Raw genomic sequence first — 16,990 nt, 5'->3', positions numbered from 1 at the left:
TATAATAGAGCTGTATGTTATCTAAGAAAAATCATTAATCAGTTATAAAAAGGACCACTATGCCAGTAGGAAATATTGCCCCACCTAGCACCATTCATGCCATCAAAGGCGTTAAAATCGGTATTACTGCCGCTGGCGTACGTTATAAAAATCGAGATGATTTGGTGGCGTTTGAGCTAAGCCCGACCGCCGCGGTAGCCTGTGTGACAACCAGCAATCAGTGCTGCGCAGCGCCGGTATTATTGGTGCGTGAGCATTTGGCTCAGTTAGCCGCCAATAACAGCTCGCCACGTTATCTGCTGATTAACACCGGTAATGCCAATGCTGCGACAGGTGATGAAGGCCATAAACGTGCCTTACAAACTTGTCAGGCGCTGGCAGATAAAGGCGCTGTAGAGAGCACACAGGTGCTGCCTTTTTCAACGGGTGTGATTGGCGAGACTATTAATAGTGAGGCCATTATTACCGGCCTAGATAAATGTCTGGCTGCATTAGGAGCAGATAATTGGCTGGCTGCCGCCAATGCCATTCGTACTACAGATACCATTCCTAAGCTTGACAGTCAGCAAGTGCAAGTGGCAGATTGCATCACCTATCATATTACCGGTATTTCAAAAGGCGCGGGCATGATTCGCCCGAATATGGCGACCATGCTTGGCTTCGTGGCAACAGATGCGCCTATTGCACAGCCTTTATTACAGCAGATATTGGTGGAATTGACCAATCAATCGTTCAACCGTATCACCATTGATGGTGACACCTCAACCAATGACTGCTGTGTGCTGATTGCGACGGGTGAAGACAGCAGGCATATGATTGATTCAGAGCAGCATCCGCATTATGCTGCTATTTATGAGGCGTTAAAGCAAGTATTTTTGCGTTTGGCAACCTTGATTGTCAGAGATGGCGAGGGGGCGACCAAGTTTATTACCGTTAAGGTTACGGGCGGTAAGACCACAGAGGACTGCTGTGACGTGGCTTATGCGGTGGCTCATTCGCCACTGGTTAAAACAGCCTTTTTTGCCAGTGATCCAAACTGGGGCCGCATTGTAGCAGCCGTTGGTTACTCTGGGGCAAAAAACTTAGATGCCAACTTAGTGAGCGTTAAGCTAGATGATGTGGCAATCTGTACTCGTGGCCAGTTGGATAACAGTTATAGTGAAGCACAAGGCCAAGCAGTAATGAGTCGACCTGAGATTACCATTCACATTGATTTGGGTATGGGCTCGGCCACAGATACGGTCTACACCTGTGATTTATCACACGAATACGTCTCTATTAATGCCGACTACCGCAGCTAACTCATTAAAATGTTATCAATGGGTAATTAGTTTAGTGAATTACCCATATCCATTGACATTATTAACCTAATATTACAAATAGTGAGTGGATAGCAACACAATATTGCCCTTATAATTGGTTCATAATTAGAGGGCATCGCTTGCCTCTAAAAGAACAAAAGAACGATTTTAATTTATTTAACTTTTCACTCATTTGAGTTGACTATACTTAGAGGTATTTATGAAACTATTACTATCTTCAGTTTTATTGGCTACGGTTGCTTTAGCAGGCTGTACTACCACTCAACTTAACGACGAACGCGCTATGGTTGTGGACGGTGAAGCTCAAGTTGTTAAGGTTATTAATATTCCTAGCATCAAGATTGAAGTTGATCCAAAAAAAGCGGTGTGTGACATTCCTGCCGCTAACGGTACTATGGTTCAGGGCGAGTGCTTACAATATCGTCAACCTTTCCAAAAGAACTTCAATACGCTATCAGGTGATATCCAAGGCTTTACCTTTGAGCCAGGTTACCGCTACTTACTAGACATTCGTCAAGAAGCTGTGGCTGATGAAGTCTCTGGTGTGGTAAGACCCGTTTGGATTTTAAACGAAGTATTATCAAAAAAATCTGAGCAGCTATAATTCATTGATAGCATAATCAGCTACTAATGATTTGCTAAGCTTATATCTGCTTAAAAAGCGCCCTTTATATCTTTAAAGGGCGCTTTTTTTTGAAAATAACGGTCAAAAACAGCTCACTGTCTAATTAGGCGACATCTGAATCAGAGGTATAAAAGTGCTCACTGAATAGGTCGGCAAGGTAGCGGGCTAAAGGGTAGGGGATATCATGGCCAAGTCCGGGTATCAGTTTAAAATTAGCATGAGCGATGGTTTTGGCTAAACTGTGACCATGTGCCGGTGGCAGGAGTCGATCGCAAGCACCATGTACAATAAGAGTAGGCTGTTTTATAAGCTTGTCTATCTTGGTCAAAGAACCTGTGGCCAAAATAGCCAGCAGCTGACGTGATACTCCTTTGGGGTAAAACCGGCGCTTATACAGCAGCTTAGTGCGACTTAAAGCAAGATTTTCATCAAAAAAGTCCGGTGAGCCAATCGTTCTTTGTAGGTGCAAATGGTTATTGATGATTTGCTGCGGATCTTTGTCTTCAGGTATAGGCTGAGTCAAAGCTCTTAGCGCATCCCATTTGGGCGGCGGCAATAACGGCTTATTATTACTGGTAGCAAGTAAGCCGAGTTTATCTATTCGGTGCGGATAGTGAGCGGCCAAAATCTGTGCAATCATACCCCCCATAGACATACCTAGCACATGACATCGCTCAATGTGTAGCGCATTAAGCAATTGGTTGATATCCTCACTCATATCATACAAAGTATAAGGAATGCTTTGATCATCAAGCGTTAGGGGTAGGCCGAGTTTGAATTTAGCAAGCAGCTTCAGCTTTTTACGGCGCGCCTTGTAGACTTGATTGAGTGGATTTTTGTGTTTGAGCTTGCTGGATTTTCCAATGTCTCTGTTGTCAAAGCGAATAACTTGAAAGCCATTGTCTATTAAGCGCTTACAAAATACATTCGACCATACCAAAGACTGGGCACCAAGCCCCATAACCAGCAATATAATAGGATCCTCTGTATCGCCGCCACGCTCCAGATAAAACTTATATTTTGGGGTTTTTATTTTGTACGCTTGCATAAAATCAGCGTATTTGGAGGGCTTGGTCTTGATTTGATAGGGAGTGTGAGAGCATGGCATAAACAAAGCACCTAAAGTGGTGTGGACAGGCTTAAGTACGCCGGGTGTTATACGACCGGCAGCTTATCTCTACCATAAAGCAGGGCTGTTTCAGTTTTATGACGCCGCTGTGAGGCGTCTTAATTTGCAACCTGTACCAAGCACAGCAGGTATTGCGCTATATTTGTAGCATGTGGCGCTTTAATTGACTGACGATAAACGGCTGGAAATACTCAGGCAAATCATGAGACATGCCTTTTATAAGCTTGAATTTGGCATTGGGGATGTCACTGGCCACAGCTTTGCCATGTGAGGGAGGTAATAAGCCATCATTACTGCCATGCATCACCAAGGTAGGGGCTTTGACCTCTTTACTGTAAGGCTGAATTGAGCCGGTCATTAAGATAGCCGTCAGCTGCTGTAACGTGCCGGCTGGATAAAAACAGCGCTGATAGCGTAGGCGGGCAATATCAGCCACTGCTTGCTCATTAATATGGCCTTTGGAGCCCACCGTTTTTATAAACCATTTGCCATGATTGACAATGTCCTCTTCAGCATGACTATCAGGGCGCTTAATTAAGGTATACAACTGCTTTGGACGTGGCGGGGCCAATAATGGTTTGTTATTAGTTGAGAAGATAAGCGCCAAGCGATTGATTAAATGAGGATACTTTGCCGATAAAATCTGAGCAATGATACCGCCCATAGATGCCCCTAAAACATGCACTTGAGACAGACCCAGAGCTTGAATTAAATGGGCGGCATCATCTGCCATATCAGTTAAGCGATAGGGCACCGGCGTCTGCGAGTTATCGAGTCCAAACTGCAGCTTAAACATGGCTGACAAGGTATTGACCCGAGGCAGGTCATCGCGCTTAATCTTAGTTGATAAGCCAATGTCACGATTGTCATAGCGAATAATGTAGAAGCCGGCATCGATAAGGCGCTTTAGTAGCGAATCGGGCCAAAAAATCAGCTGCGAGCCCAGTCCCATGATCAGTAATAGGGGCGGATTGTTCGGGTTGCCCCCCACCTCAACACACAATTCAATCTCATCAGAGACCGGAATGATGGCCTGCTGCATAAAGTCAGAGACGGGTGAGGGGTACCACTGATAGTCTGTTGAGCGCTTGCGCATAAGGGGGAATCCTTTTGGTACATCCTAGGGGTATGGCAGCTGAGCTGAGCCTTTAGATTTCTGACATCTCAAAATCTAGTTTACCTACGCCGCATTCAGGGCACGTCCAGTCATCGGGGATATCTTCCCATTTGGTTCCTGGCGCAATCCCTTCCTCTGGACAGCCTAACGCCTCATCATATACCCAGCCACAAATGATACATTCCCATTTTTTCATAAAAGCACTCTTTAATAAACAAAGTAACCATCCTGCTTGAGCTAGAAACTCTCATCTGAATCAAGATTCTAGTAAACAAGGATAAACTCAAATTTCACAGACTGATTATAGCAAACCAAATCTTGCAGTGTAACTGTTAGTGAGCTTACATTGCCCACAATTACACTTTAACCGCTCACCAGTAACTGCCGCTCAATAACTGCTATCTAACCGTAAGTATCACCTTGAGTATTTTGAGTCTTATGGGATAAATCTGCTCAAAATTATCAGTGATTAGGCAGGGTAATTGGCGCTGCGGCCGCACGCGCAACTCAAGATATGTTAAAATATAATATGACCTAATAGACCAATGAGTATTGGAAATCATTTATGAGTAATCAAACCCCTAATTCTTCTAGTCCTTCTAATCAGGCCAACGTAGAGCAGTCGACGCGCTGCCAGCATCCGCTTTGGCAAGCCATTCGTACTGTGCCTGATTTTCCAAAGCCTGGTATTGATTTTTATGATATTACCCCTTTACTGCTTAATCATGTCAATGAAGTCATTGATGCCATGTTGGATGCTTTGCCAGAGGGTATGTTAGAGGAGATTGATTGCTTTGTGGCCATCGAAGCGCGCGGCTTTATATTTGCCAGCCTATTGGCAGGCCGCTTGGGCAAGGGCATGATGCTGCTACGTAAGCCTGGTAAATTACCACCTCCGGTAGCCAATAAGTCTTACGCCCTTGAGTACGGCAGTGATACGTTAGAGATTCAAGACGGCCTACATGCCTGTAATGTGCTATTGGTTGATGATATTTTAGCCACTGGCGGCACCTTAAAAACAGCTTATCATTTGTGCATCGAAGCAGGTCATAGCGTGGCGGGCGTGTTGGTATTGCTAGACTTGGTAGATTTGCATGATACCTTCCCAGTACCCGTCTATACTGTGCTTGAAGGCTAAAATCTCTTTGATACAAAAAAAACTCTACTGCCTAGGCAGTAGAGTTTTTTTTGGATTTTTATAAGCCTAAAGCTTATCGATTCATTACTTTACCAATTGATGTAAGGCTTTGGCCAGCTCATCACGAGCAGCGATAAAGCCATCGATACCTTTGGGCAATAAGTGCTGAGTGATGCTATCTTGTTCGTAAGCGGCATTAAACTGTGCTTCAGTTAGGCTGACTTTTGGCATGATGTCACTTGCCATTTTAGGTGATAATACTTGCTCAACTGGGGTATCTAAAGCCGCTAGCTCATCAAGTAAGTCAGGTGAAATGGTCAATAAATCGCAACCGGCCAAGGCAAGTATTTGCTCTACACTTCTAAAGCTTGCACCCATTACTTGCGTGTTGTAGCCGTGCTGTTTGTAATACTGATACGTACGCTTTACAGATTGCACGCCCATATCATCGCTAATTGGGATAATTTGACGGTTTTGCTCGCGCTTTTGCCAATCTAGAATACGGCCTACAAAAGGTGAAATCAAAGTCACGCCAGACTCAGCACAGGCAACGGCTTGATGCTGACCAAAAATCAACGTCAGGTTACAATGAATGCCTTCTTTTTCAAGCTGTTCAGCCGCTTTAATACCCTGCCAAGTGGCAGCAATCTTAATTAAGATGCGCTCTTTATCCACGCCGGCACGCGCATACGCTTCCATAAACTCATGCGCTTTGGCAATGGTGGCCTCAGTATCATAAGATAAGCGGGCATCAACTTCAGTAGACACACGGCCATCGATAAGTTTTAGGATGTCTAAGCCCACTTGGATGGTCAAGTCATCGATTACTTTATCAATCATATCCTCGCCATGATTTGAGTAGCGATTTAGGGTGTCAGATAACATGGCCTGCTTGTCAGGGTGAGTGAGTGCTTTGGTAATGAGGCTAGGGTTGGTCGTTGCATCAACTGGTTTTAAGCGTGCAATGGCGCTTAAATCACCGGTATCAGCAACAATGGTGGTCATGGTCTGTAATTGAGATAAGGCACTCATCATGTATTCCTAATTTGTTTCTATGAGATTAAAAAATATCAAGGGTATCTTGGCCTGATTTTGTGCTAACTTGAGCAATCAGGCAGGACACCCTAGCGTTAATTTCGCCTGCATATTAAACTAGCTATGTGCTTAATACCATTAAAAATATGCTAAACATTCCAAAAACCGTACGGTACAATGGAAGCTCAGTGAAGTTGGTATTTAAACGGCGCTATCTTAACAGGGCGTAAGTTTGTTATAGTTACTTTATTAGGACTTTTTTTTATAAAGTCGCTTGGATGAAACGTCATTTTTATGACGTGTAACTTATCCAATTATCATAACATGACCTATAGGCTTTTTTATGACTTCGTCAACAAATAACGATAATAATGCGGCTCAAGCAGCCTCGACAAATGTATTAGGTGAGCTTCGCCAAAAAATTGATCACGTAGACGGCGAGATTTTACAACTTATTAGCAACCGTGCCAAATTGGCTCAAGAAGTGGCCATCTTTAAAAAAGAGCACGCCGATGAGGTAGAGTCTAATCCTATCTTTTATCGCCCAGAGCGAGAAGCACAGGTGCTAAAAAACATCATGAAGCGCAATCAAGCGTCAGACAGTCCCATTAGTGATGAAAAAATGGCGCGCTTATTTCGTGAGATTATGTCGGTTTGTTTGGACTTAGAAGCCCCGCAAAAAATTGCCTTTTTGGGCCCAGTCGGTACCTTTACTCACGCTGCTGCGCTGAAACACTTTGGCAAAGCGTCAACCACCGTGCCGTTAACCACCATTACCGATGTATTTCGTGAGGTGGAGTCGGGTTCTGCTATGTATGGGGTTGTGCCTGTTGAGAACTCCTCTGAAGGCGTTGTTAACCACACACTCGATGGGTTTTTAGGCTCTACTCTAAAAATTATTGGTGAGGTGGAGCTGCCCATTCATCAAAACTTCTTAGTGGCTGAGCATACCAAGGTGGATAGTCTAAGCCGTATTTATTCACATCAGCAGTCGTTGGCACAGTGCCGTCATTGGCTAGATGTGAATTATCCTAATGTTGAGCGTGTTCAAGTGTCAAGCAATGGGGAGGCGGCGCGCCGTCTTAAGAACGAATGGCACTCAGCGGCGATTGCCGGTGATGTGGCTGTCGCAGAATACGGATTACATAAGCTGCATGAAAATATTGAAGATAATCCAGGTAACACCACTCGATTTTTGATCATAGGTCATGAAGATATTGCGCCTTCAGGCCAAGACAAAACCTCTATTTTGGTCTCAGCGCATAATAAAGCGGGCGCCTTAATTGAGATTTTAAAGCCATTATCTAAGCACGGCGTATCTATGACCAGCATCGAGACCCGTCCTGAGCGCCCTAATAAATGGTCTTATGTGTTCTTTATTGATATGGAAGGTCATATTGAGGATGAAAATGTGCGCGCGGCCATTGAAGAGATTCGTCCTTTAGTTCGAGATGTTCGTGTCTTAGGCTCTTATCCGCAAGCTGTGATTTAAGCGCTAGCCATTAACCTAAAAAACCTAAAAGTTAAACGTTCAATAGCCCTATAAAGGCCCACTTATAAAGGTAGTATCATGAGTCAAAAGACATTTGCAACCCCAGCTTACGCCAGCATAGCCACCCTAAGCGCTTATCAATCGAGTAGGTCTGTGGAGGAGCTCAAACGTGAGTATGAGGTAAATGATGTCTTAAAGCTTGCCAGCAACGAGAACCCGCTAGGGTGCTCGCCTTACGTAACCTTGGCCATCACTGAGCAGCTGGGGCAATTGGCTCGCTACCCAGATGGCAAAGGGCATGACCTTAAACAAGCGTTAGCGTATTTTAATGAGGTGCACAGTAAGCAGGTCACTTTAGGTAATGGCTCTAACGATTTGCTCGACTTGATAGCCCGTACCTTTGTGGGCCATGAAGATGCCATTATTTATAGCGAATATGCTTTTATTGTGTACGCTATGCTGGCTAAGATACTAGGGGCTAAGGGTGTTGAAGTACCCGCTAAGCGCTATGGTCATGATTTACCGGCTATGCTTGATGCGGTTCAACATACCCCCAATGCGCGCTTGGTATTTATTGCCAATCCTAACAACCCGACCGGCACCTTGTTAAGCAGTGAAGAGATACGTGATTTTGTCGCTCAAGTGCCCTCACATGTGTTGGTGGTGCTAGATGAAGCCTATGTCGAGTATAGCCCTGAGAGTAATAATCGCGCTTTACTTGAGGATTTTGATAATGTGATTATTGTGCGCACTTTCTCTAAAGCTTATGGGCTGGCAGGTCTACGCGTGGGTTATGCGTTGAGCCATCCTGAAGTGGCAACTATGCTTGATAGAGTGCGTCAGCCTTTTAATGTGAGTCTGGTGGCGCAATCAGCTGCTGTGGCGGCCTTGGGTGATCAAGACTTTATTGCCAAAGTGCATAAAATCAATGATGGTCAGATGCGCTGGATATGCAAGCAATTTGATGCACTGGGTTTGGGTTTCGTCAAATCCTATGCCAACTTTGTGATGGTCAACGTGGGGGATGCTCAAAGTATTAATCAGGCCTTATTGGAGCAAGGAGTGATTGTGTATCCACTGACTGCGTATGGTCTGCCCGAGTGGCTGCGTATCACTGTGGGAACGCCTGAGGACAATACAAGATTGATAGATACCCTGCGTGATACGTTGCAGTCCCTGTAGTCGGTTATACTGACGTGGTTTTATTGATTACTCACATAACAAGATAAGATAGGTTTGGCGCATATGTTGTTTGAACAGGTTTGTATTGTTGGTCTGGGCCTTATTGGCGCAAGCCTTGCTCAAGCAATTAGGGACAGACAGTTGGCTGCAAAGCTTGTGGCCGTAGACAGACATGCTCCTAGTATTAAGTCAGCGATAGAGGCAGGCGTTATTGATAAGGGGAGCGACTCACTGTTTGAGGTAGTCGCAGGTAGTGATTGTATTATCCTAGCGGTACCGGTCAAGGCAGTGGGTGCTGTATTTGCTGATATTAACAGCGCTATGCAGCAAGGTCTGATTACGACAGCGTGTTTAATTAGCGATGTCAGTAGTACCAAACAGAACGTGGTAGATGCCGCACAAAAGGCTTTTGGTCAGCTGCCCACAGGGTTTGTGCCTGCACACCCAATAGCCGGTGCCGAGCAGTCTGGATTTCATGCCCGCCGCAGTCATTTGTTTGTCAATCACAGCCTGATTGTGTGTGAGTTAAAAAGCACCACACCTAAGGCCATTGCTCAAATCAGCCAGTTGTGGCAGAGTGTGGGCGCGACAGTCATGAAAATGGATGTGGCACATCACGATGCAGTATTGGCTTACACCAGTCACTTGCCGCATTTGTTGGCTTTTAATCTGGTTGAGCAGTTGGCGGATCATGATGATAATATGGATATTTTTCGTTATGCTGCTGGCGGGTTTCGCGATTTTACCCGCATTGCCGCAAGCGATCCGGTAATGTGGCATGATATTTTTATTGCCAACAAACCTGCTTTGTTAAATGCATTAGATGAATACAGTCAATATCTAGCTAAGCTGCGCCGCCTTATTCAAGATGAGGATTCAACTCAGCTACTGGGGCTTTTAGGCCGCGCTCAGTCTGCCAGAAAGCACTTTGGGCATATGCTAACCGGTACCCCCTATACTAAAAATATCACGGAAATATCTAACACAAAAACCAATACGGAAAACTCTATGGCAACCTCAACCCATACCTCTAGTGCATACATTATTACTCCAAGCTCAACCATTAATGGCACTATCGCTGTGCCGGGTGATAAGTCAATATCACATCGTAGCATCATGTTTGGTAGCCTTGCTGAAGGCGTGACTCGGGTAAGTGGCTTTTTAGAAGGCGAGGATGCCCTAGCGACACTACAAGCCTTTAGAGACATGGGCGTGACTATTGAGGGGCCAGAAAATGGTAATGTGGTCATTCATGGGGTAGGTATCAATGGTCTAAAGCCTAGTCGCACCCCTTTATATATGGGGAACTCAGGCACTACCATGCGTCTATTATCGGGTATTTTGGCCGCCCAAAGCTTCGATAGCGTATTAACCGGCGATGCAAGCTTATCTAAGCGCCCGATGGAGCGTGTGGCCAAGCCGCTGCGTGAAATGGGTGCCACCTTACAGACCACAGGAGAGCGAGGCACGGCGCCTATTAGCATCACGGGCAGCGACAAGCGTGGCAGTAAGCTGCATGGCATCACTTACGACATGCCGGTGGCTTCAGCTCAGGTAAAATCTTGCTTAATCTTGGCCGGTCTATGGGCTGAGGGGAAGACCACCGTAATTCAGCCAGAGATTAGCCGTGACCACACCGAGCGTATGCTAAGCGCGTTTGGTTATGATGTGGAAGTCGAGGGCAATACCATCAGCGTTGAGGGCGGCGGTAAGCTGACTGCTTGTGATATTGCTGTACCTGCTGATATCTCCTCAGCAGCATTTTTTATGGTGGCGGCCTCTATTGCCAAAGACAGCCAAATTACCATCACTCAAGTGGGTATGAATCCGACACGTACTGGTATCATTGATATTTTAAAGCTTATGGGTGCAGACATTAGCCTAAGTAATGAGACTTTTGTGGGCGGTGAGCCTGTGGCAGATATCACTATCAAGTCGGCTCAGTTAAAAGGCATTACCATTCCAGAGGCGCTAGTGCCCTTGGCGATTGATGAGTTTCCAGTGCTATTCGTTGCCGCCAGCTGTGCCCAAGGTCAAACCGTGTTAACGGGAGCCAAAGAGCTTCGTGTAAAAGAATCAGATCGTATCGCAGTAATGGCAGATGGTCTGACCCAATTGGGTGTGGACTGTACAGTAACTGAAGATGGCATTATTATCGAGGGTAAAGGTGATGGTCAATCTCATCAAGCGGTGTTTGGCGGCGGTGAAATCTACTCTCACCACGATCACCGTATCGCGATGAGCTTCTCTGTGGCAAGCTTGCGTGCTACTGACACCATTACCATTCAAGGGGTAGAAACCGTGAATACCAGCTTCCCAGGCTTTGCGGAGTTGGCAAATAAAATTGGTATGAACCTAGCCACTCGTCAAGGCTAAAAAGCTAAGTTATCTGCTGTTAGCTGCACAGTGTAAGTCAAAGCCATCTGTTATGAGATGGCTTTGCTGTTTAGAACAGCCAAAACGTTTGTTATGATTTAACTGTGCATTTATCACCGGTCGCCGTAAAGCCACCCACTTCAGGGGGTGGATATAAGGCGACACACACTGTCGTGATCAGCACTTAAAGTATTGCAAGTTAAAATTAACCTCGCCATACTAACCCTATGAAAACACTCAAGCTACGCATCAAAGACAAACATGCAAACCAGCTAAACAAACTAGCTGGGAGTGTTAACTATGCGTGGAACTATGTTAATGCGTTAAGCTTTGAGCATGTAAGACGCACAGGTAAGTACTTTTCCGCCTATGATTTAAGCCAATACACCAAAGGCAGTGGTGAGTATTTAGGCTTGCACTCGCAAACCTTACAAGCTATCAATGAAACTCACGCCAAATCTCGTAAACAGTTTAAAAAAGCCAAACTCAATTGGCGAACCAACCGACCCGATGCCAAACGCAAATCGCTTGGTTGGATACCCTTTAAAAAATCAGCCATCAAGTATCTACATACCAGACAAACAGGTAAAAAAGCACTGAAATCAACCATACAGCTATCGCTCTGTAAAGGTCAAAAGCTTATCATAGACGTATTCGATAGCTATAATCTAAGCCTATATCAAATCAACACGCTTGAGATAGTGCAAGACAGCCGTCATCGCTGGTATGCCTGTATTACCGTCAAAGATTTTCCTAGACAAGCAAGTGGCAAAGGCAGCGTTGGTATTGACTTAGGCTTAAAGCAGTCTGCTACCACCTCAAACGGTGACAAGCTGACAACCAAACAAACTCAAAAATGGGCGAATAAATTAGCAGTCGCCCAGCGTGCAAACAATAAAAGCCGGGTAAAGGCAATACACGCCAAAATTAAAAACTCAAGATTAGATGCCATACACAAATTCACCACCCAATTAGTTAAGGATAATGCCTTAATTGTGGTTGGTGATGTTAAATCACGCTCATTCACTAATTCGATGACCAACCTAGCTAAATTGACATATGATGCAGGATGGTTTGAACTCAAAAGACAACTGGAATATAAATGCAAGCATGCAGGTTGTCAGTTTGAGATAGTGAATGAGAGTTACACTACCCAGACCTGCTCGTACTGCCTTAAAATAAGCGGTAGTAGCTTGAGCGGTAGAGCAGGTCTTGGAATAAGAGGATGGAGGTGTGCTGAGTGTGGCACATGGCATGATAGAGATATCAATGCTGCTAAGAACATCCTTGCGGTCGGGCTTGACCGTCTAGCTGTAGGAATCCCCTCGGTTTAGCGAGGGGAGGAAGTCAAAAGCAGTTGATACAACGCTGAGCGGTTTCTCGAGTTATAATTTCAATATTTTTTGTATCGCTGCTGCTTATCATAGTCTTTATGACTATAATTTTGATTTTGCTGCGTTTATTAACATTGCCTATATCTTAATATAGCTGACTGCATTTAGCCCTTTGGATGTCTTATGTCATTAGCCACTCCCACCAATAGCACACCCAGTAAGCCCAAGCCTGCGGTGGTTCATACCACCAGTAAGGGCATCATCACCGCTTTAATTGCTTTTTCAATATGGGGGAGTTTTCCTTTTTATTTCAAGCGTTTGGGTGAGTATAATGCCGTAGAGATTATCGGCCACCGTATTATTTGGACCTTTGTGTGCCTAAGTTTGGTGCTGATAGTGAGCAAGCGATGGCAGTGGATTGCTACTTTAAAGGCGCAGCCGCGGCTGATTTGGATTACCTTTTTATCAAGCCTTATCATTGCCACTAACTGGCTCACTTATGTGTGGGCGGTCAATGCCAATCAGATTTTAGAGGCCAGTTTGGGCTATTTTATTAGCCCGTTAATTGGTATTTTATTGTCTTTGGTATTCTTGCAAGAGCGTTTGCGGCCGCTGCAATGGATAGCGGTCGGCTTTGCCATCTCCTCGGTACTTATCCAAGTAATTATGCTGGGTAATTTGCCGTGGGTGTCTTTGATATTGGCGTGCTCCTTTAGTGTGTATGGAGTTATGCAAAGACGGACGCCACTGCCTGCGCTTGACTCGCTGTTTTTGGAAACGGCGCTACTTGTGCCGCTATGTATTTGGTGGTTTATGACATCCAATGTGGCCAGCTCAAGTTTGTCATTTTGGTGGAGCGATAACATTTGGTTTTTGATGTTGGCAGGTCCAATCACCCTAATACCGCTGCTGCTGTTTAACCAATCGACCAAGATGGTGGCCTATAGTATTTTAAGCTTTATGAACTATTTGACCCCAACGATTATTTTCTTATTGGCAATATTTTATTACCATGAGCCTTTTGATACACATCGGCTAATGATATTTGGTCTTATCTGGTTTGGGCTTTTGTTGTTTAGTATAGATTTATGGCAAAATCGCCCCAGCAAACAGCTCAATAAGCGTGCTAATTAACTTGTTAATAATTGAATTTGCGAATAATTGAACTTCCTAATAATTGATAAAAGTAGACTGTAATGAGTAAAAAAGACAACCCCACTGATTTTGTCAAAGTTAACGGCTTAAAAGTTGAGGCAGTAATCGGGGTATTTGATTGGGAGCGGGTAATTACTCAGCCCTTGGTGATTGATGTGACGATGGCAACGGATATCAGGGAGGCGGCAAGTAGTGATGATATTGACCATGCCATTAATTACAAAGCCGTGTGTGATGACATCACCCAGTGGTGTCAGCAGGCCAAAGCCATGCTGATTGAGACACTGGCTGAATTAATTGCTCAAAATATCTTACAAAAATATGCCACCACTCAAGTGACGGTTACGGTAGCCAAACCCACGGCCATTAAAGAGGCGGATTACGTTGCGGTACAAATTACGCGTACTGCCAAAACAGCAGAGTAAGCGCCTAGATGGACATAGGAGTGGTGTGTCATGAGCCGTATAGTGCCTTATAAAAATAGCATAAGCGAAAAAAGCAAATCTGCACCTGCCGATGATTCTGATACCTCTTTGGTAAAGGTGTTGAGTGCCATTGAGCCTTTAGCGCAGATTTGCCAGACCCAACCAATAGGATATGTGGTTGAGCTGGGTAGCAATGAGGCGGCTGATAAACATCTGGCGCAGGCTCGGCAGTGCTTATCTCAGCTTGCCAAAAACAGCGTGTGGTCAACTGAGTTTGTCAATCCAGACTATACTGCCACCGAAGATAATCCCAAACCCGATTATACCAATCAGTGTGGCTATCTGATTATGGGTGTACACACCGCCTTGGATAACCCAAGCTTGGGGGAGCTGATAAAAACCACGAAGATTATTGAAAAACAGATACAAAATGAGTTTTTTGAAGCCCAAAAACTCAGTCAGCTTGATGTGCATTCTGTGATTCATAATATGAGTGAGCCTAAGAATCGCAGGGTGATTATAGATATAGATGTACTGGCTATTAAAACAGCCGATAATGAGCTGATTGGTATCGCAGAGCGCTATCCCTTTAAGCATCATGAGTGGGTAGGATTACAAGAGCTGCATCAAAAAGGCCACTTAGAGTAAGTGGCCTTTTTTACGTTGCGGCTTTTTAGCGATGGGTTTGCGGCCGCATCTGACTAATTATTAATAACATCAATCTCATCGGCTGAAATCTTATGACAGTCTTTGGGCTTAAAATTGGGGTCCAAGCGGCACAGCGCCTCTTGCATCTCGCTAATACGTGTCTCAGACTGCTGAATGTGGCTGAGCATCTTGCTAAAGGCTTCTGCTACTGGGTCCTCAGAGTTTGGATTGAGGCCATAAGCATTAAAGTCTACCCGCTCTGACAGACGTTTTTTATGCGCCTTTTGCGGTTTAGCAATAATCTCATCAGGGCAGCTGATTTCATTGTTAGCTGTCGGCTTTTGTTTGGTCGCCTCTAACGCGGCCGAAGTGTTGTTCGCTTCATCCTCAGCACTACTTGTAATCATACGCGCCGCATTGCCCACCATGGTGGCTTCGGCAGGCACTTCTTTGACAACCACTGCATTAGAGCCAATCTTAGCGTTTTTACCTACTGTGAAGGGGCCCAATACTTTTGCACCTGCACCAACGATCACGCCATCTTCTAAAGTAGGGTGGCGTTTACCTTGACCTAAGGAGACGCCGCCTAAGGTAACTCCATGATATAAAGTCACATCATCGCCAATCTTGGCGGTCTCACCGATAACCACACCCATGCCATGATCAATAAAAAATCGACGACCAATTTGAGCAGCTGGGTGGATCTCAATACCAGTGACCATGCGTGAACCATATGAGATGGCGCGAGCACAGAACTTGTAGTCTTTATTCCATAAATAATGGGCACCGCGGTGTAATATTAAGGCATGAATACCGGGATAGGTCAGCAGTACCTCGGTACTGTTACGGGCTGCAGGGTCACGATTGAATACAGCGGCAATGTCTTCTTGTAATGAGGCCTTGGCTTTTTTAATGGCTTTAATGAGTCTCATGGCGATGTCTTATTTTGTTGTTTAAAATGAAATAGCTAAGTAATCTTATTTAGATTATACAACTTAAGAGTGCTTATACGTACGTAAAAGTGCTAAATCCCTTGAAGTAATAAAACAAGGTAAACGCTCATTTTAGAGTCTGCGCTGTACTTTAGCAATGATGGCACTTAACAGCTCAAATTCTTTTTGATCAAGCTGTAGTCGAGATAGCAGCCGTGATAGTCGGCTGGGCAACTCTCTTAGCTTATCATGCTCTGTACTCTCTACCAATTCTAGGCTATGCATCAGCTCTATTATACGAGACTGTAAGCTTTGCTTTTGTTGTTGATTGACAGCCGGTGCATCCCATTTTTGGCGTATCATTACCTCAATATCAGTACCGTCTTTATCAGCAGTGTCATTGGTTTGATTTAGCTTGCTATGGCTGTGCTGCAAGAAACGGCTGTAAAAAAAGCTGGATATAACTTGAACTGCTGAGGCCACATTAAGCACTGGGTAATCAGGATTGGCATCGATTTGAATGTGATAGTCTGCCAGTGCCAGCTCTTCATTGGTAAGCCCTCGGTCCTCTCTGCCAAACAAAATGGCAACTTTGGTCTCACCGATGGGTCTATCTAAAACCAATTGGGCTGCCTCATCTGGGGTGACCACAGGTCTTGGTATGTGACGTTGGCGACTACTGGCGGCAAATACCAGCTGGCAGTCGCTCAAAGCCTCATCTAAGGTATCCACTACTGCACAGTTATCTAACACTGATTTAGCGCCTGCAGCATGAGCGATACTGTCCTCGTCAATCGGGTGTTTAGGGTTGACTACAACCAAGTCTGTTAGCCCCATGGTGAGCATGGCACGAGCCGCTGACCCTATATTAGCAGGCAGAGTGGTATTGACCATAACGATACGGACGCTATTTAAACGTTGACGTAAATCAGGACTGTGGCGGTCTACATCCATGTGTATAGGTGTAGACTTTGAAGCAAAAGGAGCGGTCATAGGGTATCTTTAGGTTGTTTATTGCTAAGTTAAGCGGTTAAGTTTAATGAAAACTGGGCTGAAAATCTATGGGGCTTTCCTTATAAG

The 16,990-nt window shown here is 44.8% G+C and carries 16 protein-coding genes; 10 read left to right on the top strand and 6 right to left on the bottom strand.

The annotated features are described in order from the left end of the window. The first annotated feature begins 59 nt into the window (after nt 1–59). Both argJ and MN210_RS07045 read left to right on the top strand, forming a co-directional pair. Nucleotides 60–1,301, top strand: a complete 1,242-nt coding sequence (gene argJ, locus MN210_RS07050; protein WP_241878019.1) for a bifunctional glutamate N-acetyltransferase/amino-acid acetyltransferase ArgJ — start codon at nt 60–62, stop codon at nt 1,299–1,301. Between the two features lie 220 nt (nt 1,302–1,521). Then, on the top strand, nt 1,522–1,926 hold the full coding sequence (locus MN210_RS07045; RefSeq protein ID WP_011960508.1) for a DUF4377 domain-containing protein: 405 nt from the start codon (nt 1,522–1,524) through the stop codon (nt 1,924–1,926). Nucleotides 1,927–2,050: 124 nt separating this feature from the next. Here the strand turns inward: MN210_RS07045 and MN210_RS07040 are convergent, their stop codons facing one another. The 3 genes from MN210_RS07040 to MN210_RS07030 form a co-directional block, all read right to left on the bottom strand. Then, entirely contained in the window at nt 2,051–3,055 is a 1,005-nt protein-coding gene (locus MN210_RS07040) for an alpha/beta fold hydrolase (protein ID WP_338411934.1), read from the bottom strand. 157 nt (nt 3,056–3,212) lie between these two features. Then, entirely contained in the window at nt 3,213–4,172 is a 960-nt protein-coding gene (locus MN210_RS07035; RefSeq protein ID WP_011960506.1) for an alpha/beta fold hydrolase, read from the bottom strand. Nucleotides 4,173–4,224: 52 nt separating this feature from the next. Beyond that, nucleotides 4,225–4,389, bottom strand: coding sequence for a rubredoxin (locus MN210_RS07030; RefSeq protein WP_011960505.1), 165 nt, complete (start codon nt 4,387–4,389; stop codon nt 4,225–4,227). Between the two features lie 369 nt (nt 4,390–4,758). On the opposite strand from MN210_RS07030, the gene MN210_RS07025 reads away from it, so the two are divergent. Beyond that, on the top strand, nt 4,759–5,331 hold the full coding sequence (locus MN210_RS07025) for an adenine phosphoribosyltransferase (RefSeq protein ID WP_201544132.1): 573 nt from the start codon (nt 4,759–4,761) through the stop codon (nt 5,329–5,331). Nucleotides 5,332–5,415: 84 nt separating this feature from the next. On the opposite strand, the gene MN210_RS07020 is transcribed toward MN210_RS07025, so the two are convergent. After that, nucleotides 5,416–6,363 carry a transaldolase gene (locus MN210_RS07020; protein ID WP_241879713.1) on the bottom strand — a complete coding sequence of 316 codons (948 nt, stop codon included), beginning with the start codon at nt 6,361–6,363 and terminating at the stop codon, nt 5,416–5,418. A 346-nt stretch (nt 6,364–6,709) separates the two neighbouring features. Here MN210_RS07020 and pheA point away from each other — a divergent pair, with 346 nt between their 5' ends. From pheA to MN210_RS06985, 7 genes are all read left to right on the top strand, one after another. Then, a complete protein-coding gene (gene pheA, locus MN210_RS07015; RefSeq protein ID WP_011960502.1) occupies nt 6,710–7,858 on the top strand; it encodes a prephenate dehydratase in 1,149 nt (382 codons plus the stop codon). 78 nt (nt 7,859–7,936) lie between these two features. Continuing rightward, nucleotides 7,937–9,040, top strand: a complete 1,104-nt coding sequence (gene hisC, locus MN210_RS07010) for a histidinol-phosphate transaminase (protein ID WP_110816602.1) — start codon at nt 7,937–7,939, stop codon at nt 9,038–9,040. 63 nt (nt 9,041–9,103) lie between these two features. Continuing rightward, entirely contained in the window at nt 9,104–11,416 is a 2,313-nt protein-coding gene (locus MN210_RS07005; protein WP_338411933.1) for a bifunctional prephenate dehydrogenase/3-phosphoshikimate 1-carboxyvinyltransferase, read from the top strand. A gap of 227 nt (nt 11,417–11,643) precedes the next feature. Continuing rightward, nucleotides 11,644–12,750 (top strand): RNA-guided endonuclease InsQ/TnpB family protein, encoded by a 1,107-nt coding sequence (locus tag MN210_RS07000; RefSeq protein WP_338411932.1) that lies wholly within the window; start codon nt 11,644–11,646, stop codon nt 12,748–12,750. A 183-nt stretch (nt 12,751–12,933) separates the two neighbouring features. Next, nucleotides 12,934–13,884 carry an EamA family transporter RarD gene (gene rarD, locus MN210_RS06995; protein WP_011960499.1) on the top strand — a complete coding sequence of 317 codons (951 nt, stop codon included), beginning with the start codon at nt 12,934–12,936 and terminating at the stop codon, nt 13,882–13,884. 62 nt (nt 13,885–13,946) lie between these two features. Then, a complete protein-coding gene (folB, locus tag MN210_RS06990) occupies nt 13,947–14,330 on the top strand; it encodes a dihydroneopterin aldolase (RefSeq protein ID WP_011960498.1) in 384 nt (127 codons plus the stop codon). A 30-nt stretch (nt 14,331–14,360) separates the two neighbouring features. Further along, nucleotides 14,361–14,978 carry a hypothetical protein gene (locus MN210_RS06985; protein WP_338411931.1) on the top strand — a complete coding sequence of 206 codons (618 nt, stop codon included), beginning with the start codon at nt 14,361–14,363 and terminating at the stop codon, nt 14,976–14,978. 53 nt (nt 14,979–15,031) lie between these two features. Here the strand turns inward: MN210_RS06985 and cysE are convergent, their stop codons facing one another. Further along, on the bottom strand, nt 15,032–15,910 hold the full coding sequence (gene cysE, locus MN210_RS06980; RefSeq protein WP_110816598.1) for a serine O-acetyltransferase: 879 nt from the start codon (nt 15,908–15,910) through the stop codon (nt 15,032–15,034). 132 nt (nt 15,911–16,042) lie between these two features. After that, a complete protein-coding gene (locus tag MN210_RS06975) occupies nt 16,043–16,864 on the bottom strand; it encodes an RNA methyltransferase (RefSeq protein WP_338412831.1) in 822 nt (273 codons plus the stop codon). Nucleotides 16,865–16,990: the final 126 nt, after the last annotated feature.

Source organism: Psychrobacter raelei (genome assembly GCF_022631235.3).
GTDB classification, from domain to species: domain Bacteria; phylum Pseudomonadota; class Gammaproteobacteria; order Pseudomonadales; family Moraxellaceae; genus Psychrobacter; species Psychrobacter raelei.
This window is presented reverse-complemented; position numbering and strand designations above follow the sequence as displayed.